The organism is Mucilaginibacter phenanthrenivorans, assembly GCF_024721155.1.
Lineage (GTDB): Bacteria > Bacteroidota > Bacteroidia > Sphingobacteriales > Sphingobacteriaceae > Mucilaginibacter > Mucilaginibacter phenanthrenivorans.
In genome coordinates this window covers 488,663-508,687 of the sequence record NZ_JAHVAP010000004.1, presented here as the reverse complement: position 1 = coordinate 508,687, position 20,025 = coordinate 488,663, and the positions used below count along the sequence as shown (strand labels likewise).

The window sequence follows — 20,025 nt, the reverse complement described above, 5'->3', positions numbered from 1 at the left end:
GTTGATTAATTAATGCAAGGGGCCTTTTAACAAGAGGTCCCTGCATTTTTTACAAAGACAATAAATATATGAAGTTGATACCCCATTTAAAATACTATCCAATTTTTTTGCTGGCATTGTGCGCCTGTAAAAAAAACAACAGCACAATAACACCGGTTAAAACTGATACCACAGCCACCACCGTTATAACTCCGCAAACAGATCCTGTGGTAGCCAAGTCAGCGGGCTTTTTTTTAGATGACTGGGCACCCAAAACTTTTACCGCCCCACTTAATGCCAATGTTGCTCAACCAACTACCGCAGCTACTGTAACTGTAAATGTTGACTATAGCAACGTAATTACAAAGGTTCCTAAATACCTGTTTGGTAATAATACCAATCCGTATATGACCCAGATAGTTACCGAACCGGTTTTGGTAAACAACATTAAAAACCTATCGCCCAATATTCTCCGTTTTCCAGGTGGTAATATCTCAAGCGTTTATTTCTGGGACGGACAAATACCTGCCGACGCACCGGCCACTTTGTATGATTCAAACGGGAACAGCGTCGCAGCAGGCTATTGGCTGGGTAATAATACTGCAAGTTGGACATTGTCGCTGGATAACTATTATACAGCTTTACAACAAACTAACAGTACCGGGATCATCACGGTTAATTATAGTTATGCCCGCTATGGCACCAGTGCCCACCCCGATCAGGTGGCCGCGCATTTGGCTGCTAACTGGGTGCGCCATGATAAGGGGCGCACCAAATACTGGGAGATAGGGAACGAAAGTGACGGCCCATGGCAGGCAGGCTGGGAAATTGATGTATCCCAAAATAAGGATGGTCAGCCACAAATTATTACAGGGACACTGTATGGCAAGCATTTTAAAGTATTTGCCGATTCTATGCGCAAAGCCGCAACTGATGTAGGTGCTAAAATTAAAATTGGCGCACAATTAATACAAACAGATCCCGTAAATTCATGGAATACAGTTGATAAAACATGGAACTCCGGCTTATTTGCCTCCGCCGGCGATTATGCCGACTTTTATATCGTGCATGATTATTTTACCGGATCTGATAATGAAACGGCTGCTACTATTCTTAATTCGCCGGTAACAGAATCAAAGACTGTTATGGATTGGATGAAAACCACTACTTCGCAGGGAGGTGTCTCATTAAAACCTATAGCGTTAACCGAATGGAATTTATTTACAACAGGGTCAAAACAAATGACATCCTATATAGCAGGGATGCACGCTACAATGGTTTTAGGCGAATTGCTTAAAAATCAGTTTGGGATGGCCAGCCGCTGGGACCTTGCAAACGGCTGGAATGGTGGTGATGATATGGGTATGTTTAACGCGGGCGATGAAACCGATGGCGTGAGCAAATGGAACCCAAGACCAGCTTTTTACTACATGTATTATTTCCAGAAGTATTTTGGCGACCGGATGGTAAGTTCAACAGTACAAACCAATAGTGATGTATTGAGTTATGCATCTTCATTCACATCGGGCGAGGCTGGTGTGGTGATCGTTAATAAAGGCACAGCATCACAAACAGTAAATGTTGATATTAAAAACTTCGACAAAGGCAGTAAGTATTATTACTATACCCTTACCGGAGGAACAGATAACGGTGAATTTTCAGGAAAGGTTTATATAAACGGCAACGGCCCTAGCGGTGCAAACGGCGGTCCGTCGGGCTATTTAACACTTACGGCATCCTCATCCGCATTACAAAACGGTATAAAAGTTTCCGCACCGCCAATGTCAGTTATTTTTATCGTAGCCGAAAGCAAAAAATAAAGCAACTATAGCAAAGTATTTGTAATAGCTTTATGCAAGCTAAATTGAAATCAATATTTATGAAGTATATAATAAGTTGTTCTGTAGCACTTCTGCTGCTCAGTAATGTTTCGGCACAAACGAAAAAAGAAGCCGCGATTAATGCAAAGATCAGCAGCATCATTAAAAAGATGACGCTTGAAGAAAAAATAGAAATGCTTCATGGCAACGCTTTATTTTCTTCAGCAGGCGTAAAGCGTTTAGGCATCCCTGAGCTCACCTGCGATGATGGCCCCTTAGGCGTGCGCGAAGAAATAAAGCGTTTTGATTGGAACTCTGCTAACTGGACAACTGATTCTGCCACCTTTTTGCCAAATGGTTCGGCAATAGCGGCTACCTGGAACCCGGCGATGGCAAATAAATATGGAGTAGTACTGGGGGAGGAGGCAAATGCCCGCAAAAAAATTATAATGCTGGCCCCGGCATTTAATATTTGCAGGATGCCGCTTTGCGGGCGTACTTATGAATACTATTCAGAAGATCCATTTTTGAACAGTCAATTGGCTATTCAGTCTGTAAGGGGAATTCAAAGCCAGCATGTGGCTGCATGTATTAAACATTTTGCTGCCAATAACCAGGAGGTTAACCGCGGCGAGGTAAACGCAATAATTGATGAAAGAGCATTGCGCGAGATTTATTTACCGGCATTTAAGGCAGGCGTACAGCAGGGCAATGCCTATACCGTTATGTCGGCGTATAATAAGTTAAATGGTTACTGGTGTTCAGAGAATGATTTTTTATTGAACAAAGTATTAAAAAAAGAATGGGGCTTTAAAGGAATTGTAATATCAGATTGGGGTGGAACACACCATACAGTCGCAGCGGCAAACAGCGGACTGGACCTTGAAATGGGATCAAGCGGCCCTTATGATCAATGGTATTTCGCCAAGCCACTGCTTGCGGCTGTTAAAGCTGGCGAGGTTTCAGTAAAAACGATAGACGATAAAGTGAGCAGGATTTTATGGCTGATGTACCATACCTCAATGAGCGCCAATCACCCTAAAGGGTCAATTGCCACACCGGTGCATAGCAAAGCGGTATATGATATTGCATCAGAATCTATCGTTTTGTTAAAAAATGATGCGCATTTACTCCCTTTAAAAACAAGTAATATAAAAAGCATCGCTGTAATTGGCGATAATGCCACACGTACATTTGCTCTGGGAGGTTACGGTGCAGGGGTAAAGGCCAAATATGAGATAACCGCATTGGCGGGCATAAAATCAAGATTTGGTAAAACAGCCGAAATTAAATTCGCGCAGGGGTATAAGGCTAATTATTCGGCAAGCAAAACCGATGCGCAAAACGCTGGATCTGATCAGCCGGATCAAACCTTAATTAACGAAGCTGTAGCGCTTGCAAAAACAACTGATGTCGCCATACTGTGCATTGGCTCCAACCGTGAGTACGAAAGTGAGGGACATGATCGCAAAAACCTTTCCCTGCCCTTTGGCGAACAAGCGCTTGTTAATGCTGTGAGTGCGGCTAACCCCAATACCATCATTGTAATAATGGCTGGTGCACCGTATGATCTGAACGAAATTAAAAAGTCAAATCATACCATAGTTTGGTCGTGGTTTAATGGATCAGAGGCGGGGAATGCTCTTGCCGATGTTTTAAAAGGTGTTGTAAACCCATCCGGTCGTCTACCGTTTACTTTTCCCGTCTCATTAAAAGACTCACCCGCTTCCGCCTTAAATACCTATCCTGGTAACAATATGACGGCTGATTATAAAGAGGGAATATTGGTTGGCTATCGCTGGTATGACACCAAAAATATCAATCCTTTGTACTGTTTTGGTTATGGATTGTCTTATACCAATTTTACTTATACTGATTTGGCTACCAACAAGAAAAGCTATAAGCCGGGCGATAAAATAGTGGTATCAGTTAAGATAAAAAATACAGGCCGAACTGCAGGTAAGGAAACAGTTCAATTGTATATCAGCAAAGTTAATTCTTCTGTGTTAAGGCCCGAAAAGGAACTTAAAGCATTTAAAAAGATCATGATAACGCCCACCGAAAAATCTCTTGTCTCGATGAATATTAGTATAAGCGATCTTGCTTATTTTGATGATAAATTAAGTAAATGGGTGGTTGAGCCCGGCGAATATAAAGTAATGGCCGCTTCCTCGTCGAAGGATATCAGGCAGGTGACTTCATTTAGAATAAGCAAGTAAGCACGATATGGCTCAAGTTATTTAATTTGAGCTATATCCGGATTTAAGAAATTTGTTTCTAACAGAAAAGGCGCAATCTCCTGCGCCTTTAACCGATCATACATTGAACATAATTAGCGGTTAACTACTGAAAACCGATCAATTAACCAGTGCAGTTAATATTATAATATATGTAATATAGATTAATATTCTTTCGCACATATATTTGATATTAAATTTTTGAAACTTTGTACTGGATTTATTGTTTGATCATCACATAAATATTACAAATGAAAATTTTAAAATTAAAAGCAGTTACGTTTAGTTTATTTTTAGCTACAGCAAGTATGTTATTCGCAGGGTGCAGTGCATACACAAAAACAGAAAAAGGCGCAGCAATAGGAGTAGCAGGCGGTGGTCTCCTTGGAGCTCTTGTTGGCCATGCGGCAGGTAATACCGCAATAGGTGCGCTTGTAGGCGGCGCAGTTGGTGGCACGGCAGGTGGTTTAATTGGTCACAAAATGGATAAACAGGCAGCCGAAATTAAGCAGACTGTTCCGGGAGCGTCGGTGTCCCGCGAAGGTGAAGGCATTTTAGTGAAATTCGATTCGGGGATTTTGTTTGATGTCGACAAAACCAACTTGAAACCCGGTGCTCAAACTAGCCTTCAGCAGTTGTCCCAATCCTTAAAAAATAATCCACAAACCAATATTTTGGTGGTCGGGCATACTGACAGTACAGGAACCGCCGCTCATAATATGGATTTATCTATTAGAAGGTCAGTTGCTGTGAAATCATTCCTGGTGCAGCAGGGGGTAAATGGTTCACGGTTAACCACGCAAGGTAAAGGCGAAACAGAACCAATTGCACCCAACAGTACACTTGACGGGCGGGCGCAAAATCGCCGTGTGGAAATAGTGATTGTTGCGAACGATCAAATGAAGCAACAAGCAGCACAGGGCCAATAGTTAAAATAAAATATTGAAAGAATTATGAAAAAGCAATTAACTATAATTTCACTGGCGGCTGTATTTATTTTGGCCTTCTCAGCTTGTTCTACTGTTAAAAAACTGCCGGCAAATATCGCAGGCGCCTCACGGGCTAGATTTGTAGGTACCTGGACGCTTACTAACATAAGCTACGACGGATTACTACCAGGCTCCGTTCAAACCATATTTAACCAGGCATCGCCGGAAGACTTTAATGGCAGCAGCTGGAAACTCACCAATAGCGGTAATGGTATTTATACTTTGACTAAAGGTGCTTCGCAAACTATTTTTTGGTCTTACGATAAAAGTAACGGAGAAATATTCCAGTTTAAGAAACTTTATCAGGGAGATAGCGCAAGAAAAGTGCAGGAAGGCTACCAATTAATAGTTGCAGGTATTGACGGTAATACCATGACCTTAAAATTACCGGTCAGCCTTGGCAACAAAACAGCTTATGTTGTCTTGTTATTTAGCAAGGTGCAATAAGAATTTAAATCTTTGATCGCGTTACCTGGTTGGGACAGCTTGAGCTTACTGTCAGGCAACGCGATCAGAGATTTTTATGCAACAGGGTGTAAGGTAAAGGATTAACCAAATCCGCACAATGTTTATTGATTTCCGAGCAAAATCTGTATAAATGCGAAAAGCCTCTCTAAATTACTTAGAGAGGCTTTTTCGTGATCCTGCTGGGACTCGAACCCAGGACCCCAACATTAAAAGTGTTATGCTCTACCAGCTGAGCTACAGAATCATCCTTTATCGTTTCCGTTTAAAGTGGTGCAAATATAGGACTATTCAACTTGGTGTGCAAGCCTTATTTTAATTTATTTTTCAGCATTTTTAATGGCTTCACTTCCAGCTTTCTACAGTTTTAAAATACCTGTTTTTCCGCCATTTCCAGCAAATAAAATTAATTTTCCGTGCTTTGCCTTACCGCAAACGTTAAAACTGGTGGCGTCAATTTGTTTCCATGTTGTGCCGCCATCCATGGTAATGTTGCTGCCGGGAGTACCTGTCGCAATGAAAATATCGCCGGCAACAAACTCTACGCAGGATTGAAAGCCTGCCGGGCCCCTGGCCGGCGCATCAAATATTTTAAAGGGATATGGGCGGTAACTTATAGCAATAGAGTCGGTTATTTTGTCCTTTGAGTAATCCCCGCCAACCATTATTGCATTGTTTTTACCTGCTGCCACGGAGAAGGCCCCACGGGCCGGTTGTCCGTGTGTTATCGGGAAACTTGCATAACTCCACGCTTTTTTATTAAACGAATAAGAAATCAACCTGGCATTACTTCCGCCGGAGGCAATGAGGATCGCCTTATTGGTAAGGCGCAAGCAGGTGCCACTTGCCGCAAAGCATGCTTCGTTTGGTAAGGCGGTTGGCGGGTCTTTAAATGGGTTCCATGTATTGCCACCGTCATTAGTCTCTAACAATAGCAACTTTCCTTTTATCGGATCTCCCAAAATTAAACCGTGCTTAGGGCTGTCGAAATCCATGGCGTCAAAAAAGTAGGTGGTGTCGGCATTCCGATATTTTTCCTGCCAGGTAACACCGCCATCAACTGTTTTTAAAACCAGTGCCGGTGTTCCGGAACTCATCATCACTGCATTTTTATCTGAGAATGCTTCAATGTCCCTAAAATCGGCTTTTTCAAAGCCCTTTACCTGTTGCCAGTCCCAGGTTTTGCCGCCGTTATGGGTAATAGCAATGTAGCCCCGACTGCCACTTATCCAGGCAATGCTGTCATCAACAACCGAGAGCCCGCGGATACTGCTTGGTTTGCCCTGCTGGATCTGAACGATTGATTGCGCTATTATCCTAGTGGCGGATAATGAAAAGAGCAGGATGCAAAAGAAGATTAACGGTCGGAATTTTTTCATTTTTAAACGGATTAGCTTCCCGAAAGTAATTTATAAGCGGTCAAAATGCAACCAATTGTTGTTTTTTATATTTAATGGATTGCGTTTTGACTGAAACGATTATATTTGCAACCTTGTTTAGATGCGGGCCTGCCGTTACAGGTAAGTTCAAAGCTTCTCAAAAAAGCCCGGATGGCGAAATTGGTAAACGTTGCGGTCTCAGAAGCCGTTGAGAATTGTCTCTTGAGAGTTCGAGTCTCTCTTCGGGCACATCCTTTCAAGTCTTTAGTAGATAGTCTGAAGTCCCGAGTCAAAAACTACGAGACTTCGGGTTATCCACTAAAGACTTTAGACTTAAAAAGCCCGGGTGGCGAAATTGGTAGACGCACCATCTTGAGGGGGTGGCATTCGTAAGGATGTACGAGTTCGAATCTCGTTCCGGGCACACACACCATTGAATAAGCTTTATTTTTTATCGACAGCGCTTAACAACTGCGCGTTTTGCTGATCAACCAGCGCTGACTTTTTTGATTTCGATTCCGGCATTTTGTCCAGTTCATTTACTTGCTTTTGTAGTAACGAAACTTCGCTTTCGAGCACACTGATCCTGAGGTTATTTACCCTGGATTCAGCCTCAAAGTAGCTGCATAAGCGAAAAAGTCTTACCTGAACTTGTGCCGCCCTGGTTGACAACCACCTGACTATCCGACAGATAATTCATATAAAACAGCACCGAAGCCTTTTGTGGAAACATTTTTTTAATCTTTAATAATATTTATATTTGTGATACAACAACTTTTAAACCTTTATAATGAAAAAGCTCAGTTTATTGCTGATGGCGGTAGTTTTATTAGCCGCCGCTTCCTGTAAAAAAGATAGCTCAGCCCAAAACAATACCCAACAGGCACTTATAGTTGGTAAGTGGAACCTGCAAAAGCAAAACGTTACGCTGTATGTTAATGGTGGGCTGCAATCCGACTCATCCTTTACAACTTCTAACAAAACAGTTAGCTATGTGCAATTCAATAAAGGCGGATCATTTACTGCCGTAAGCGTATATAATTCGGAAGGAATAGGCAGTACTAACCTGTCGTCGCAACCAGCGGTCGAGTCAGTAACCGGGACTTACAGCTTTGTGGGCACAGCGTTTAGCTTATCAATGCCCTCGATAGGAAGCCTGAGCGCACCCACTATTACCGGTATTTCCACAACTACACTGCCGGTATTTCACCTGGTATCGCAATCGGCAAAAATAATTACGCTTACTTCTTCAGCATTCACTTTGCATACGGAGTTTACCATTACGGAAACTGTAAACAACAATACCCAAACTAATAAAACCGTGCAGGATAGTTATTACACCCGGTAGCTGCTTATAAAATCACGTCCTTTTCATTACCGGCCGGTAGTGGGCCGCTGTTATGCACAACTATGTCCATAACTGTTGGCGTTGCTACAGCCGCCTTTGGTTCATACTTATCGGTCCATCCCAATTTTTTTAAGACGAATATGGCCCCGGTGGATGATTGTGCGTGCAGCTTTTTCTCGTAATAGGCCTCGATGCGCAGGCGTCCCCATTTTAGCGTTTCTGAAAGTTCGCCGGTTTCCACGTACTCTTCAAATGCCTGCACGCTGTTGAACCCTAAATGCAGGGCAAGGCCGGCAAGGGTAGCCGGTTCCGGTTCGCGGTCATAAACCTTGCGTTGTGGCACTGGTTCATCAGCGCTTGTCTTGCCGGGTTTGTCCTCATAATGGAACTCGCCATCGAGGTAATCAAAATAACTGTTGATGCATTTCACCAGGTGGGGTGAATCAGCGAAATAAGGTGGAGACATGGTTTTATGATTTAAATGCCGATTGGCATATCGTGAATGTAAAAGTACGGAATTTAATTTAAAAATGCAAATATTTTTAGCAAAAAATCTGTCGTGTTTCGGTTTGAAAATAAACAATTGCCATATTTAACCGCTTATGTTTATTTCTTATATTTAAACCGCCCAACAAGTGGCGTCTCTATTAAAAGTAATTTATTATGAAGGGAATTTTTCTCATTGTTTTATGTCTATCAGCGTTTGCTGCAAAAGCTCAAAATACCGATACAACTGCCAACAAAAAAGATTCAAGTAAGTTTGTACGGGTGGAGGTGATGCCAGAATTTCCAGGCGGGATAATCAAGCTTATGGAATATTTTCGTAAAAATGAAAAAGCCCGTGGCAATGAGGGTACTGTGCGCATTTCTTTTGTTGTTGAAAGAGATGGCACCTTATCTAATATAAAAATTGTAAACGGCCTTTCAGATAGCGCGGATAAGGAGGCTATCCGACTAATTACCCAATCGCCGAAATGGATTCCCGGGATGCAAGGCGGTCGTTCTGTTCGGGTGAACTATGCGATACCGATTTATTTTCCTGCAAAATAAGCTCAACTGAAATACTGCCACAATTAGCCTGGAATATATTTTTCTTTTAAGTAAAAAAATGAATAAATTGCGGGAACAAAACCAGTTATAATATTGTTACCTTTATATGGTTAAAAAATGTTAAATTGTTAGTTAAATTTGGCAGCGAGGCAACTTTTGGCGTTTTATCTTCGTTTATAATTTTGTAGATTTAATTAATAATTTAAATATGCAGTTGAAGAGGTTTACTTACCTTATTCTTTTTGTCACAATTTCCTTTATGTCGGTGCTTGCATCGTGCCAGAAGGATAGTGACCAAAAAGATCCTGCAACTTTGAAAACAACCCTTGCCGATAGTGTAGCGGCCACATCACCCGGCAACTTCTTAGCCGCTTCGGGAACACTCTCTATAAAGATCAAAGATTCAACTTATGTGTTTGATGCGTCCAAAGATTCAATTGCATTTATTAACGTGCATGACGATGCTGAGGAAAACAACAGGTACTTCGGCATAACTGCAATTAACAAGGAACATACCATGAGCTTCGGCATCAGTTCATCAGGCATTGTGCATGAGAACAAGGATAGCAATATTGCCGGCAGCCAGTTCCTGGTAAACGCTGAAAGCATGAAGCCCGGGTTCCAGTATTCGCTGAGCCGGTTTGACGGTCAAAAGGATTTTGGAAATATCCACGTTGATAAATACTACCAGGACAGCGTACTTGCCAAAGGAACATTCCACGCCTTCCTTTCAACCGGCGACAAAGCCAACGCTCCCGTTTACAAAGCTGAAGGCTCTTTTAATTTAAAGCTGAAGTAGGGGAGGAAGTCCATAGTCGATGGTCCATAGTCCATAGTCTAGAACATTGTTCGCTAATTCCGAAACGAAAATCCGGCATCCTAAATCCAAAAGTAATCCCAACGTAATAAAACCCTGAGGCCACTGCCTTTTCGTAATGAGGTACCCGAAATTCGGCCTTTTTTGCGTATCTTTGCATAAATTTAAAAACATTGATGAAAGTATTTATTGCAGGCTTGCCACTTGAGGTGGATGAGGCCGAATTAACTGCTGTGTTTGGTGATTTTGGGCCCGTTACATCGCTCAGGATCATTAAAGACCGCGAAACAAAAGAGAGTAAAGGTTTTGGTTTTGTAGAAATGGCTAATGATGACGAGGCAAAGGAAGCGATTAGGTGCATGAACGGAGCAAGTTATTATGGTCGCCGTATCACGGTTAACGTTGCCGAGGACAAAGGTCCTGGTTTTAACGGTAGCGCCGGTGGTAACAAAGGTGGTTTCAGGCGTAATTAATTGCCAAATAAAAATATTTTTTTTTGTTGAGAAAAGCTCCCCGATGGATCGGGGGGCTTTTTTTGTGCACCGGCCCCTGGCCCCTAAAGGGGAACGCCAATTGATTTAATATCGAACACCGAATGTCCAATGTTGAATATTGAATGAAAAACTTCGGAGTTGGATATTCGAAATTCATTATTCGATATTATTTCTTTGACCTTTTATCCATCCATTATATTGTCATACATTTAGGCTAAACAAAAACGCCTGAAGTTTATTCATGGACCTTACCCTCTCCAACCGTCACAAGATCATCCTTACAGCCGGCATCCTTATTGCCTGTTTTTACTATCCGCTGGTTGGCTTCATCAGTTTCCGCGGTAATGGGTATACGGTAAATACACTGTTTATCTCGCGGCTGGTGATCTGGTTCGAGGTGGTGATATTGTACTTGTACGCCACCTATGCTGAAAAATCAAAGCTGCTGCTGTGGACAGAAAGCAAACAGAAATTTTGGTTTTACCCGGCTTCGTTTGGTGCGCTATACTTGTTGACAATAGGCGCCGGGATCGTATCAAAAGCGCCTGCTTTGCTTGGCTTGCGCGACAATCGGGGGATCTTGTACCACATGATGACGATCCTTAATAAAAGCTTGCCGCTGCTTGTTTTTAGCGCCGTAACTGCGGGTGCCACCGAGGAACTTATTTTCAGGGGATACCTGGTGCCAAGGCTGGAGCTTATCTTTAACAACAAATACATGCCGGTAATTATCTCGGCCCTTGCGTTTGGGCTAATCCATTTCAGGTACCATAGCTACCAGGAAGTTATTTTCGCTTCGCTTTTTGGGGTGGTATTCGCCATTCATTATCAATGGTACCGCAATATTAGGATCCTGATAGTGAGCCACGCAATTGTCGACCTTGTTTCTTTTCTCGTTTTCAGGCTGGCTATACATTACCATCTGCCATTAAAATGACCCTCAATTCAAACAAATTCCCGATTTCTGTGCTTAAATTTGCAGTATGAAACCCGGAGATAAAGTAATTTGTATCAACGACAAGATCGATGCCGACAAAAGCGAGGAGATCAGGCGGGATTTTGAGATCTGGATAACGCGGGACAAGGAATATACCATTCGCGAGATCCTGGACAACAATGGAATAGTTACCGGTGTATTGCTCGACGAGGTGCATAACTTCCCCAAGTTTTTTAAACTGATCAACCGTTTCCAGGAGCCTGCCTTTGCCATCTGGCGCTTCCGCAAGCTGCAATATGCAAGTGCACCTGCCGCCGCCGAAAGTGCAGTAGAGGAACTGGTTAAAGAAGCCCAGGAACTGGTTAAAATTGAACGATAGCTAATTGTAAATATCATGGAAAAGAAATTTGTTTTAGGCGATGTTGTTGTGATGGTGGCCGATGGGCCTAAAATGGCCGTTGAGGGCTACTCGGTGAGTGATGGCCCTACCGCCGGCGAACTGATAGAAAGCGACGAATACGTGAGCGTAGTGTACTTTACAGGCACCGAATTTAAACGCGACGTCTTCCACCAGGACCTACTGTTGTTTGTTGACGAGGTAGAGGCGTAGTTTTGAGTCCGAAAGTCTTAGGTGGCTGTCATGCTGAGGCACTCGAAGGATGAGCGCAATGGCCAAATCCGCGCGCTGAGCATGGTGCTTAGGCCTTTGCCCGCGTGTCGTGCTCGAGTGCCTCAGCATGACACATTTCATCAATATTTAAAAATCACTAAATCATTCTCTCCCCAAATCACTAACTCACTCATTCACCAATTCACAATTAATTAATGCTCTCCTCACTCACACACGACGATAAAACATTCGAAGACCAAAACTATGCCGGCACCACCGTAAGCGGCAAGGAGTTCAATAACTGCACCTTTAAAAAGTGCGATTTCAGTAACAGTAACTTTGCCAATAACAAGTTTATTGATTGCGTTTTTGATGGCTGCAACCTGTCGCTTATGAAGCTTACGCGCTGTACAATGAGCGCTGTTGAATTTAAAAACTGCAAGATCCTTGGTGTAAACTTTACCGAGTGTATCGATTTCCTGTTCAGTGTTGGGTTTGAGGGTTGCATCCTGGATTATTCGTCGTTTATGCTAAAGAAGATGCTGAAAACCAAATTCAGCAAATGCACCTTAAAGGAAGTAACCTTTACCCAGGCCAACCTTGCCGGCTCGGTATTTCGCGACTGCGACCTTAACGGCGCCATCTTTAACCGCACCGATATCAGTTCGGCCAACTTTATCACCGCCTACAATTACGACATCGACCCCGAAATAAACTCCGTTAAAAAAGCCGCTTTTTCAGCACAGGGCATTCATGGGTTGCTGAGTAAGTACCAGTTGAAGATAGTTTAGTTGATAGCATTATGGTGTTTAACGATGATCAGCATCACTATCAATATCACCATAAATAAAATGGGTGTTAACCACGGCCCAGGTTGTTTAATTAAGTTCATGTTGTTAGATTTTGTTGGCCTAAAAATACCTCCCGCTTTTCCTCAATCATTTTATCCAAATCAGCTTCATCCAAAATAACCCCATTCAAAAAAGCATCGAGTGCCAGTTTTTTAGCGCGCATTTTTGCGAGGGTAAACAGGCGATCGTTAACGGCGCTGTGTTCGGTGATCACTGCAGTGTAGGCTTCAATATCCTTTTTAATGGCTGCCCGCTCGATATAAGCCGAGATTAGCAGTTTATACTTCAATTCTTCTATCAATTCGCGCACGGCATCGGTCATCATGTCCTGCTTTTCGGCAGTTGTGAAGTGGATGAGCTTTACCCGGTCTAAAAAATCATAAACCGCAGTTGCTATGGTCGAATTGTCCTTTTTATCCTTTTTGCGTTGCAGGGCATAAAGCGCATTTTGCTTAGCCGTTTCAAATTGCGTTTGCAGACCGGGTACAGGCTTCGGTATATCGTCGATCACGCGTTCCTTAACAATGGTGGTGCGGTTTTCCGAGAGCAGGTATTGTTCAATAAACTTCAGGATAGTTACCACGCTTAAACCATAAAACTCACCATACCTGCCGCGGATACCCAGCGCAATAGCCTCCGGGATCTCGGTTAAACGGATAGCCGGGTGATATTTAATAATGTTGTCAGTAAGCACATTCACCATGTAATCGCAGTCGGCCTCGCTGATCTCCTTGGTATTGGTATCGGCAAACGCCTTTGCAACAGCGGCTAATACGGTTGTAAACAAGTCCCGCTTGGGTAAGTTCCTAACCATCTCCTGCCTTAGAATAGCCCGATCGCTAGTCTCTAATCTCTCTCCGATAACTAATCTCTGATCGCTAGTCTCTAATCTCTCTTCCATATTATCCCTCCCGCATTTCAACACCTGCAAACTTCATCGCGGCAGCAACGCCCCTTAAAGGCTGGGCATTAGCCGTGCGACCATAATTTTCTTTTTTGGCGCAACTTTTTTCTTTTTGATTCGCCGCAAGGTGTTTAGGCAGCCAGTAATAAAAGTTCCGGGCAATTTCCTCAATGGTTTTGTTGTTAAGGTCGCCAAGATCAATTTTTGAATCGTAAAAAATTTTAAAATAATCCTGCATGGCATAGTTGTCGAGCCTGAAACGGTCGCTAAGGATGCGGTTATTCTTTGTCTCCACATAAAAACCAAAAGCTTGCTGGCAGCTTACTACTACTTCTTGTTTTGGTTTACTGTTTTTATTTAGTTGGTCAGCAGCCTTGTCAATACCTTTGTCAGCAGCTTTGTCAGCACCCTGTTCAGTGGTGGTAAATTTATCCCTGAAGATTGCCTCCAGGTCGGATAATTGATAAGTGACATTCGCCGTTCCATTAACCGATCTGAACTTTAAAATGCCCACCGCCTTTAACCGCTTGCGCGATCTTTCGAGCGAGGATCTGGAGATCTTCAAATCGGCCAGCAATTTGGCGGTGTTGCGTTTAAACGGGTTTACCCAGTTGGTGCTGTTGCATACTTCCAGCAGGTAAAAGTACAGGGCAGTATCTGTGGCGTTAAAGGCGTGCTTCTCGTGAAGTAGCCAGAAGCCTTTTATTTGTGTGATGTAGTTCATGCTTTTTATTTCGGAGTTCGGATGTTCGATGTCGGATTTAGTGTTTATGTATTATATGCTTATTGGCATAATTCTATCAATATAAAATCATGTCATCGCCTATCGTTTGGCTTTCTATTAATTGGGTTAGCAGGTGTTTCAATACGGTTTCGCGCACGTGGCGTTGTTCGTAAAGGCTGGCATCATCGCGGTACCAGGTTAGGGGCGGGTTTATTTCAATCTGCGCCTTGTAAACGTAGTTCTTCGATTCATGCATTTTTGAGCCGAAGTAGCTGTTCAGGTTTTCCTCCTTAATTATCCTGGCGAATTGCTTTACGGGGATATCAACCTGCAGGCATTCGTCAAGCGTGTTTTTAAAATCGTGCTTGTCTTCCAGCCAAAGGGTAAGGGCGTCGGCGGTAAGGTCGTGGTCAGCAATGGTGATGCGGCTGTAATCGTAATCAACCGAGATGATGAGCCACCACAGTTTGTCTTTTAGTTTTTGAGAGATCTTTATCATTTTTTTAGTTCATTAGTTTATTTGTTCATTAGTTGAAGAGTTCGATAGTTCAATGGATAGTTCCGGTGGCATTTCCTGCTGAAGGGCCCGTACGCCATACCACCAATGAACTAATGAGCCATTGAACCAGTGAACTTTACCTGAATTCCGGTTTCCAGCCAGGCAGGTACTTCTGTATGGCGGCAATTTCGCGGCTAAACTTTTCGCAGGTGCTTTGGTAAGCCAGGTAGCGCAATAGCTGCTCGTTTTCGGGTTCATGTTGTGTTGTTCCGTTTTGCGGGTTATTATTTGTTGTGCCGATGGCTGAGTAGGCTAGGTGCATGGTGTCGTCGTTTAGTCCATGGTCTATGGACCATGGTCGTTGTTAGTGGTAGAAGTTGCTTAACGTTTTGTGCTCATTCTCACCCGGGCGGTTCTCTTCCTGTAAAATATTCTGTATATTCTTTATGCATTGTATTTGGTATTGATAAAAATTGTAGTACTTTAGTGAATTATTACACTACAAACATAAAGAATATTCTTTATTAAAACAAAGAAAAATCTTTATTAATTTTTATTGCTATGGATGAAGAATCAAAACCCAATAAAATTAAAACGGTAAGGCCCGAAACTTTGGAGTTTATTATACTCTATAACCAACTTCGCGGTAAGGCCTTTAATGGTAATGCTGAGCTGGCCGAAGTGCTCGGCTTTAACTCCACAAGTTCAATTACAGAGATAATAAAGAGCCGGCAGAACATCGATCCCGAAAAATTAAAGATATTTAAGGAGAAATACAGTGATTTCTTAACGCCGAAGAAAAATACAGCTAATTCTGAAAAAAGTAGTCCCGCCAAGCTATTTGAGGGCATCCCGATGTACGAAATTATAGCCACTGCCTCGGGCGTCGAGGTGTATAATGATATCAACGACTCGCACCCGGTGGGTCACATGAACTTCCCGGGCATCGAGGAATGTGATTTTGCGCTTCCTGTTTGGGGGCATTCCATGTATCCTTATTTGGAGAATGGTTGTTGGGTGGCACTCAAGATTATTCATGATAAGAAGATCCTGCCCGGTGAGGTTTATTACATTGAATGGGGCGACTATCGCATGTACAAGCGCCTGCTGGCCGGTGATAATGAAGACGAGGTGATTGCCCACTCCGACAATGTTACCGAACTGATCGGCAACCGCCTGAAGTATGCCCCCTTTGTCATCAAAATTGAAGAGATCAAAAAGCTTTGCCTGGTAAAGGATATTCATAAGAAGCATAATCATTGAGAGGGGAGGAAGGAGTCCATAGTCGATGGTCCATAGTCCATGGTCAATGTTTGAAAAATAAAAAACCATGGTCCATGGACTATCGACCATGGACCAAAACTAAGTATTATGAAATCAAAAGAATTCCCCTACAGCTTAAGTTATACCCTCGCTACTATCGTGGTGATGCTGGTATTGATGCTGATGTTATTTACCAATGTTAAAGGCAGCAACAGTACCTGGGCATGGGCAATTTATGGGGTGTTCGCGGTGATCTTCTTTTTGGTATGTGGCTTGCTGGTTGTAAAACGACTGATTCCCGCAATGCAGGGCAAAACCGCCCTCGAACTTAATGAAAACTGCATAATAGATTATATCCGCAATATCACCATCAACTGGACGGATGTTAAGGAGATCGGCCTGGTGCGGGGCAGGAGCTCGTCGCTGATCAGGGTGAGCCTTAAGTGGGTGTCGGATTATGGCAGCGAGATCGATATCCCGCTGCGTTTTGTTAAGGGCAAGGATGAGGCGATTTATGACGAAGTGCTTGAATATTTTGCGCAATACAGCGGCGATATCATTTTATAAGTATTATTTTTGATCATCGCTCTTTTAATAACGTCCTGAACCTTAACCCACAAGCCATGGCAGCCACTACTATTGATGATGTACTTGAACAGTTAGCGGATATTATTGCCGACAGCATTAAAACCAACGACCGCATGGGTTATTTTGCTGCGCTGTATTATAAGGTAACCGCCAGCGTTAGGGCCGGGATTGCTAAAGGCCTATTCACCGATGGCGTGCAAATGGAGAAATTTGATGTCATTTTTGCCAGTCGTTATTTGGACGCCTTGTCGGCCTGGAAAAATAAGCAGCCGCTTTCGGCATCGTGGCAGGTTGCTTTTGAGGCTACAAGAAGCTCATCAGCATTGATCTTGCAGCAGTTGCTGCTCGGCATGAACGCTCATATCAACCTCGATCTTGGCATTGCCGCTGCCGAAGTTTCGGGCGGGCAATTGGCCGGTGTGCAAAAGGATTTCGATGCTATAAATACCATAATATCGGCGCTTACCTACCAGGTAGTTAATGATATCGACCGGATGTCGCCCCTATTATCGCTGTTGGGGCTGCATTATAACGACCAAACATCTATCCTCATCCAGTTCAGCATTGATAATGCCCGCGATGGCGCCTGGTGCTTCGCCGAAGAGCTGGTAACAAAGCAGGGCGCGGATTACAATACCTGCATTACCCAGCGCGATCAAACCATCACAAAGCTGGCCGACGGATTGATCCACATGAAAGGCTTTATGCGCCTCACGGTTTGGGTTATCCACCTGTTTGAATGGAAAAACGCGGCAAAGATTATTAATGCATTGCATGAAGATAGCAAGCAAAAGATTGTGGTGGGATAAATGATTGTATAGCTTTACCAAACCTAAAATCAGATTCAATGAAAAAAGTAATGGTTTATTTGCTGCCCGCGTTGCTTATTATAACGGCAAGTTTTAATCGCACAAAAAAAGATGAGGTGGTAAACTATCTCAATACCAGCGAAACACTCACGGTAAACGGCCAGGAATACAAATTGTCGTGGAGTTCGCGTCCGGGAACCAACTATTATAAACAAGAATATCTGCCGGCAGGAGAAAACCCCGATCGTTATAAAAGCATGCTAATGGTGGAATATTTATTGATAGATACGCCGGCGAAAAATATTGTAGGCGTAAAAATTAACGAACTGAGGGAACGCAAGAAAAAAGATGCCGTGGCTAATTTCATGGTGCAAAAAAAATCAGAAACCGGTGAATACTTGCTGGACTTTATATTGAGCGACGGCGATGGCCGTAATATGTCCACCGTTGAATTAAACGCGTACCGGTACAAAAACTACACCGATAAGGCCGGGCATAAAGGCGTGCTGCTATTCGGACTAAGCAAAAGGGCCTATGACGATGACGTAACGCCGTTTATGAGAAACCTGAAGAATGAGCGGATGAACATAATAAACGCAGTTGCTAAAAGTGATTTTCCGAGGGTGGAGGTGAAATAGATTGGTAGATGTAATGAGTTAGTTTAGGGATTACGGTGTTGATACTTATTAATTAAGAATAATCTACAACCGTCGTCATTGCGAGGAACGACGCAATCTATAAGCTATGCAGATCATGGAGCAATAAAATTGTGGTTACAAATCAAGCTGCTGTAAGATCAAATCAGCATAAAGGTCCATTGATTGTTCTGTGCAGAGTTTGCGTCGTTCCCCGCAATGACGACTTGAGTTGAAGCTTTTCGAAAGTCACTGAAAATATTTTTAATTTTACCCCTATGCTCATCCGCCCCGCAACCCTTACCGATATCCCACAAATAATGCAGCTAATTGCCGAAGTGGTTCCCTTAATGAACGCCGCCGGCAACATGCAATGGGACAACACCTATCCTAATGCCGGAGCTTTTGAAAAGGACATTGCCCTTAACCAGCTTTGGGTTGCCGAAATTGATGGCAATGTTGCCGGCATCAGCGCCATCACAACCGACCAGGAACCCGAGTATGCCGAAGTTGGCTGGGATATTAACGAAACTGCTATTGTAACCCATCGTTTGGCTGTTAGTCCGCGATACCAGGGCAGGGGAGTTGCCGGTGCATTGATGCAGCAGGCCGAGGAGGTGGCAAAGGACCGCGGCATAAAAGTATTACGTGTTGATACCAATACCCAAAACCAGGCCACACAAAGGCTTTTCCCAAAGCTGGGCTACCAATATTCGGGCGAGATCGGCCTCGGTTTCAGGCCCGGAATGCGCTTTTTGTGTTACGAGAAACGTTTGGTTCATAGTTGATGGTTCATGGATCATGGCCGGAAAAGGAGGTAGTTAGTTGTGGTTTGCTGGCAATGGTTTGTAGTTGATAATGACTATTAATATCGTTTTGAAGTGGCCAAAATATGGCCTTTTCTAAAAACCATGAACCATTATCTATGAACCATGAACTATCGTGAAAATAAATTTTAAAATAACGTAACTACTTAGTTGTCACTATCGTAAAAATACACCAGGAATCAAATATTGGTTGGTTATTGATAAGTTTTAAAACGATGGACGTATTCTTTTTCTTTTTGGTAGCAGGGGTAACCATAATAGTCTTAATCTTAAAGTTCGACAAAAAACAGGCTGTAAAAGTTAATACAGTTTTACGTGAAAGCAGAAGCGTACCGCCAATGTTCTTATTGAAATTAACGGAGCAAAAAATAGCCACGCTAAAGGCTGCACTGCGTTATGACGATATCCCGCAAAATATGGCTGCAGCAGCAATGTCGGCGGTTTACAGCAGCAAAAATGAAACCTTAAGGTTGTCAAAAGTACAGGAGCTTAAAGTACTTTCATCAAAATATAATAACGGACAAATCTCTATCGAAGCTTACAATGTAAAGCTTGATGAATTACTTGATGTGGTTCATCAGCACAGCGGTGAGTTTGTAATGGCAGGATAATAGGTAATTGGTTGAATAAATAGTTTAGTTTTCAAGGTTGTTAGGGTTGTAAAGATTAGCAATAATTTTTACAACCTTTTTTGTTTTACGGTCGTTTTACAAGCAAAACGGTGTCATGTTTTTTAACAGATCAACTTCTTAAAACTAACATTTGACAATCCCGCTACTTTGTTTATTATTGCAGGCGAA

General features: G+C 42.9%; 24 protein-coding genes and 3 tRNA genes. 20 read left to right on the top strand and 7 right to left on the bottom strand.

Annotated elements, in window-relative coordinates:
• The first annotated feature begins 68 nt into the window (after positions 1-68).
• The 4 genes from KXD93_RS11850 to KXD93_RS11835 all read left to right on the top strand — a co-directional run bounded on the left by KXD93_RS11850 (position 69) and on the right by KXD93_RS11835 (position 5,472).
• Positions 69-1,799, top strand: coding sequence for an alpha-L-arabinofuranosidase family protein (locus tag KXD93_RS11850; protein ID WP_258137318.1), 1,731 nt, complete (start codon positions 69-71; stop codon positions 1,797-1,799).
• A gap of 59 nt (positions 1,800-1,858) precedes the next feature.
• Complete coding sequence (locus tag KXD93_RS11845) at positions 1,859-4,018, top strand: glycoside hydrolase family 3 C-terminal domain-containing protein (RefSeq protein ID WP_258137317.1); 2,160 nt, start codon at positions 1,859-1,861, stop codon at positions 4,016-4,018.
• A gap of 269 nt (positions 4,019-4,287) precedes the next feature.
• Positions 4,288-4,965 carry a YiaD family glycine zipper/OmpA-like lipoprotein gene (locus KXD93_RS11840; RefSeq protein ID WP_258137316.1) on the top strand — a complete coding sequence of 226 codons (678 nt, stop codon included), beginning with the start codon at positions 4,288-4,290 and terminating at the stop codon, positions 4,963-4,965.
• 24 nt (positions 4,966-4,989) lie between these two features.
• On the top strand, positions 4,990-5,472 hold the full coding sequence (locus KXD93_RS11835) for a hypothetical protein (RefSeq protein ID WP_258137315.1): 483 nt from the start codon (positions 4,990-4,992) through the stop codon (positions 5,470-5,472).
• 192 nt (positions 5,473-5,664) lie between these two features.
• Here the strand turns inward: KXD93_RS11835 and KXD93_RS11830 are convergent.
• Positions 5,665-5,737, bottom strand: a tRNA-Lys gene (locus KXD93_RS11830).
• Between the two features lie 112 nt (positions 5,738-5,849).
• Positions 5,850-6,869, bottom strand: coding sequence for a WD40/YVTN/BNR-like repeat-containing protein (locus KXD93_RS11825; protein WP_258137314.1), 1,020 nt, complete (start codon positions 6,867-6,869; stop codon positions 5,850-5,852).
• 165 nt (positions 6,870-7,034) lie between these two features.
• Here KXD93_RS11825 and KXD93_RS11820 point away from each other — a divergent pair.
• The 3 genes from KXD93_RS11820 to KXD93_RS11810 all read left to right on the top strand — a co-directional run bounded on the left by KXD93_RS11820 (position 7,035) and on the right by KXD93_RS11810 (position 8,217).
• A tRNA-Leu gene (locus KXD93_RS11820) sits at positions 7,035-7,118 on the top strand.
• Between the two features lie 91 nt (positions 7,119-7,209).
• A tRNA-Leu gene (locus tag KXD93_RS11815) sits at positions 7,210-7,293 on the top strand.
• Positions 7,294-7,659: 366 nt separating this feature from the next.
• Positions 7,660-8,217 carry a hypothetical protein gene (locus tag KXD93_RS11810; protein WP_258137313.1) on the top strand — a complete coding sequence of 186 codons (558 nt, stop codon included), beginning with the start codon at positions 7,660-7,662 and terminating at the stop codon, positions 8,215-8,217.
• A gap of 4 nt (positions 8,218-8,221) precedes the next feature.
• On the opposite strand, the gene KXD93_RS11805 is transcribed toward KXD93_RS11810, so the two are convergent.
• Positions 8,222-8,683: a terminase small subunit gene (locus tag KXD93_RS11805; RefSeq protein WP_258137312.1), complete on the bottom strand. Its 462-nt coding sequence runs from the start codon at positions 8,681-8,683 to the stop codon at positions 8,222-8,224.
• A gap of 197 nt (positions 8,684-8,880) precedes the next feature.
• On the opposite strand from KXD93_RS11805, the gene KXD93_RS11800 reads away from it, so the two are divergent.
• The 7 genes from KXD93_RS11800 (at position 8,881) to KXD93_RS11770 (ending at position 12,916) form a co-directional block, all read left to right on the top strand.
• A complete protein-coding gene (locus KXD93_RS11800; RefSeq protein ID WP_258137310.1) occupies positions 8,881-9,267 on the top strand; it encodes an energy transducer TonB in 387 nt (128 codons plus the stop codon).
• Positions 9,268-9,475: 208 nt separating this feature from the next.
• Positions 9,476-10,066, top strand: coding sequence for a hypothetical protein (locus KXD93_RS11795; protein ID WP_258137309.1), 591 nt, complete (start codon positions 9,476-9,478; stop codon positions 10,064-10,066).
• Between the two features lie 194 nt (positions 10,067-10,260).
• Complete coding sequence (locus KXD93_RS11790) at positions 10,261-10,557, top strand: RNA recognition motif domain-containing protein (protein ID WP_258137308.1); 297 nt, start codon at positions 10,261-10,263, stop codon at positions 10,555-10,557.
• Between the two features lie 262 nt (positions 10,558-10,819).
• Positions 10,820-11,515, top strand: a complete 696-nt coding sequence (locus KXD93_RS11785) for a CPBP family intramembrane glutamic endopeptidase (RefSeq protein ID WP_258137306.1) — start codon at positions 10,820-10,822, stop codon at positions 11,513-11,515.
• A 46-nt stretch (positions 11,516-11,561) separates the two neighbouring features.
• Entirely contained in the window at positions 11,562-11,894 is a 333-nt protein-coding gene (locus KXD93_RS11780; RefSeq protein WP_258137305.1) for a hypothetical protein, read from the top strand.
• A 15-nt stretch (positions 11,895-11,909) separates the two neighbouring features.
• Complete coding sequence (locus KXD93_RS11775) at positions 11,910-12,125, top strand: YodC family protein (protein WP_258137304.1); 216 nt, start codon at positions 11,910-11,912, stop codon at positions 12,123-12,125.
• A 215-nt stretch (positions 12,126-12,340) separates the two neighbouring features.
• Positions 12,341-12,916: a pentapeptide repeat-containing protein gene (locus KXD93_RS11770; RefSeq protein ID WP_258137303.1), complete on the top strand. Its 576-nt coding sequence runs from the start codon at positions 12,341-12,343 to the stop codon at positions 12,914-12,916.
• A gap of 97 nt (positions 12,917-13,013) precedes the next feature.
• On the opposite strand, the gene KXD93_RS11765 is transcribed toward KXD93_RS11770, so the two are convergent.
• From KXD93_RS11765 to KXD93_RS11750, 4 genes are all read right to left on the bottom strand, one after another.
• Complete coding sequence (locus KXD93_RS11765; protein ID WP_258137302.1) at positions 13,014-13,790, bottom strand: hypothetical protein; 777 nt, start codon at positions 13,788-13,790, stop codon at positions 13,014-13,016.
• 88 nt (positions 13,791-13,878) lie between these two features.
• The gene (locus KXD93_RS11760; protein WP_258137301.1) at positions 13,879-14,604 is read right to left on the bottom strand and encodes a hypothetical protein; all 726 of its coding nucleotides are present in this window, start codon (positions 14,602-14,604) and stop codon (positions 13,879-13,881) included.
• Between the two features lie 76 nt (positions 14,605-14,680).
• On the bottom strand, positions 14,681-15,103 hold the full coding sequence (locus KXD93_RS11755; RefSeq protein WP_258137300.1) for a hypothetical protein: 423 nt from the start codon (positions 15,101-15,103) through the stop codon (positions 14,681-14,683).
• 136 nt (positions 15,104-15,239) lie between these two features.
• Complete coding sequence (locus tag KXD93_RS11750) at positions 15,240-15,425, bottom strand: hypothetical protein (RefSeq protein ID WP_258137299.1); 186 nt, start codon at positions 15,423-15,425, stop codon at positions 15,240-15,242.
• Between the two features lie 239 nt (positions 15,426-15,664).
• On the opposite strand from KXD93_RS11750, the gene KXD93_RS11745 reads away from it, so the two are divergent.
• From KXD93_RS11745 to KXD93_RS11720, 6 genes are all read left to right on the top strand, one after another.
• On the top strand, positions 15,665-16,366 hold the full coding sequence (locus KXD93_RS11745; RefSeq protein ID WP_258137298.1) for a S24 family peptidase: 702 nt from the start codon (positions 15,665-15,667) through the stop codon (positions 16,364-16,366).
• Positions 16,367-16,474: 108 nt separating this feature from the next.
• Positions 16,475-16,933 (top strand): STM3941 family protein, encoded by a 459-nt coding sequence (locus KXD93_RS11740; RefSeq protein WP_258137297.1) that lies wholly within the window; start codon positions 16,475-16,477, stop codon positions 16,931-16,933.
• A gap of 56 nt (positions 16,934-16,989) precedes the next feature.
• Positions 16,990-17,763 (top strand): DUF5995 family protein, encoded by a 774-nt coding sequence (locus tag KXD93_RS11735; protein WP_258137296.1) that lies wholly within the window; start codon positions 16,990-16,992, stop codon positions 17,761-17,763.
• 38 nt (positions 17,764-17,801) lie between these two features.
• Positions 17,802-18,401, top strand: coding sequence for an HI_0983 family protein (locus tag KXD93_RS11730; RefSeq protein WP_258137295.1), 600 nt, complete (start codon positions 17,802-17,804; stop codon positions 18,399-18,401).
• Between the two features lie 275 nt (positions 18,402-18,676).
• Entirely contained in the window at positions 18,677-19,186 is a 510-nt protein-coding gene (locus KXD93_RS11725; protein ID WP_258137294.1) for a GNAT family N-acetyltransferase, read from the top strand.
• A 254-nt stretch (positions 19,187-19,440) separates the two neighbouring features.
• The gene (locus tag KXD93_RS11720) at positions 19,441-19,836 is read left to right on the top strand and encodes a hypothetical protein (RefSeq protein WP_258137292.1); all 396 of its coding nucleotides are present in this window, start codon (positions 19,441-19,443) and stop codon (positions 19,834-19,836) included.
• Positions 19,837-20,025: the final 189 nt, after the last annotated feature.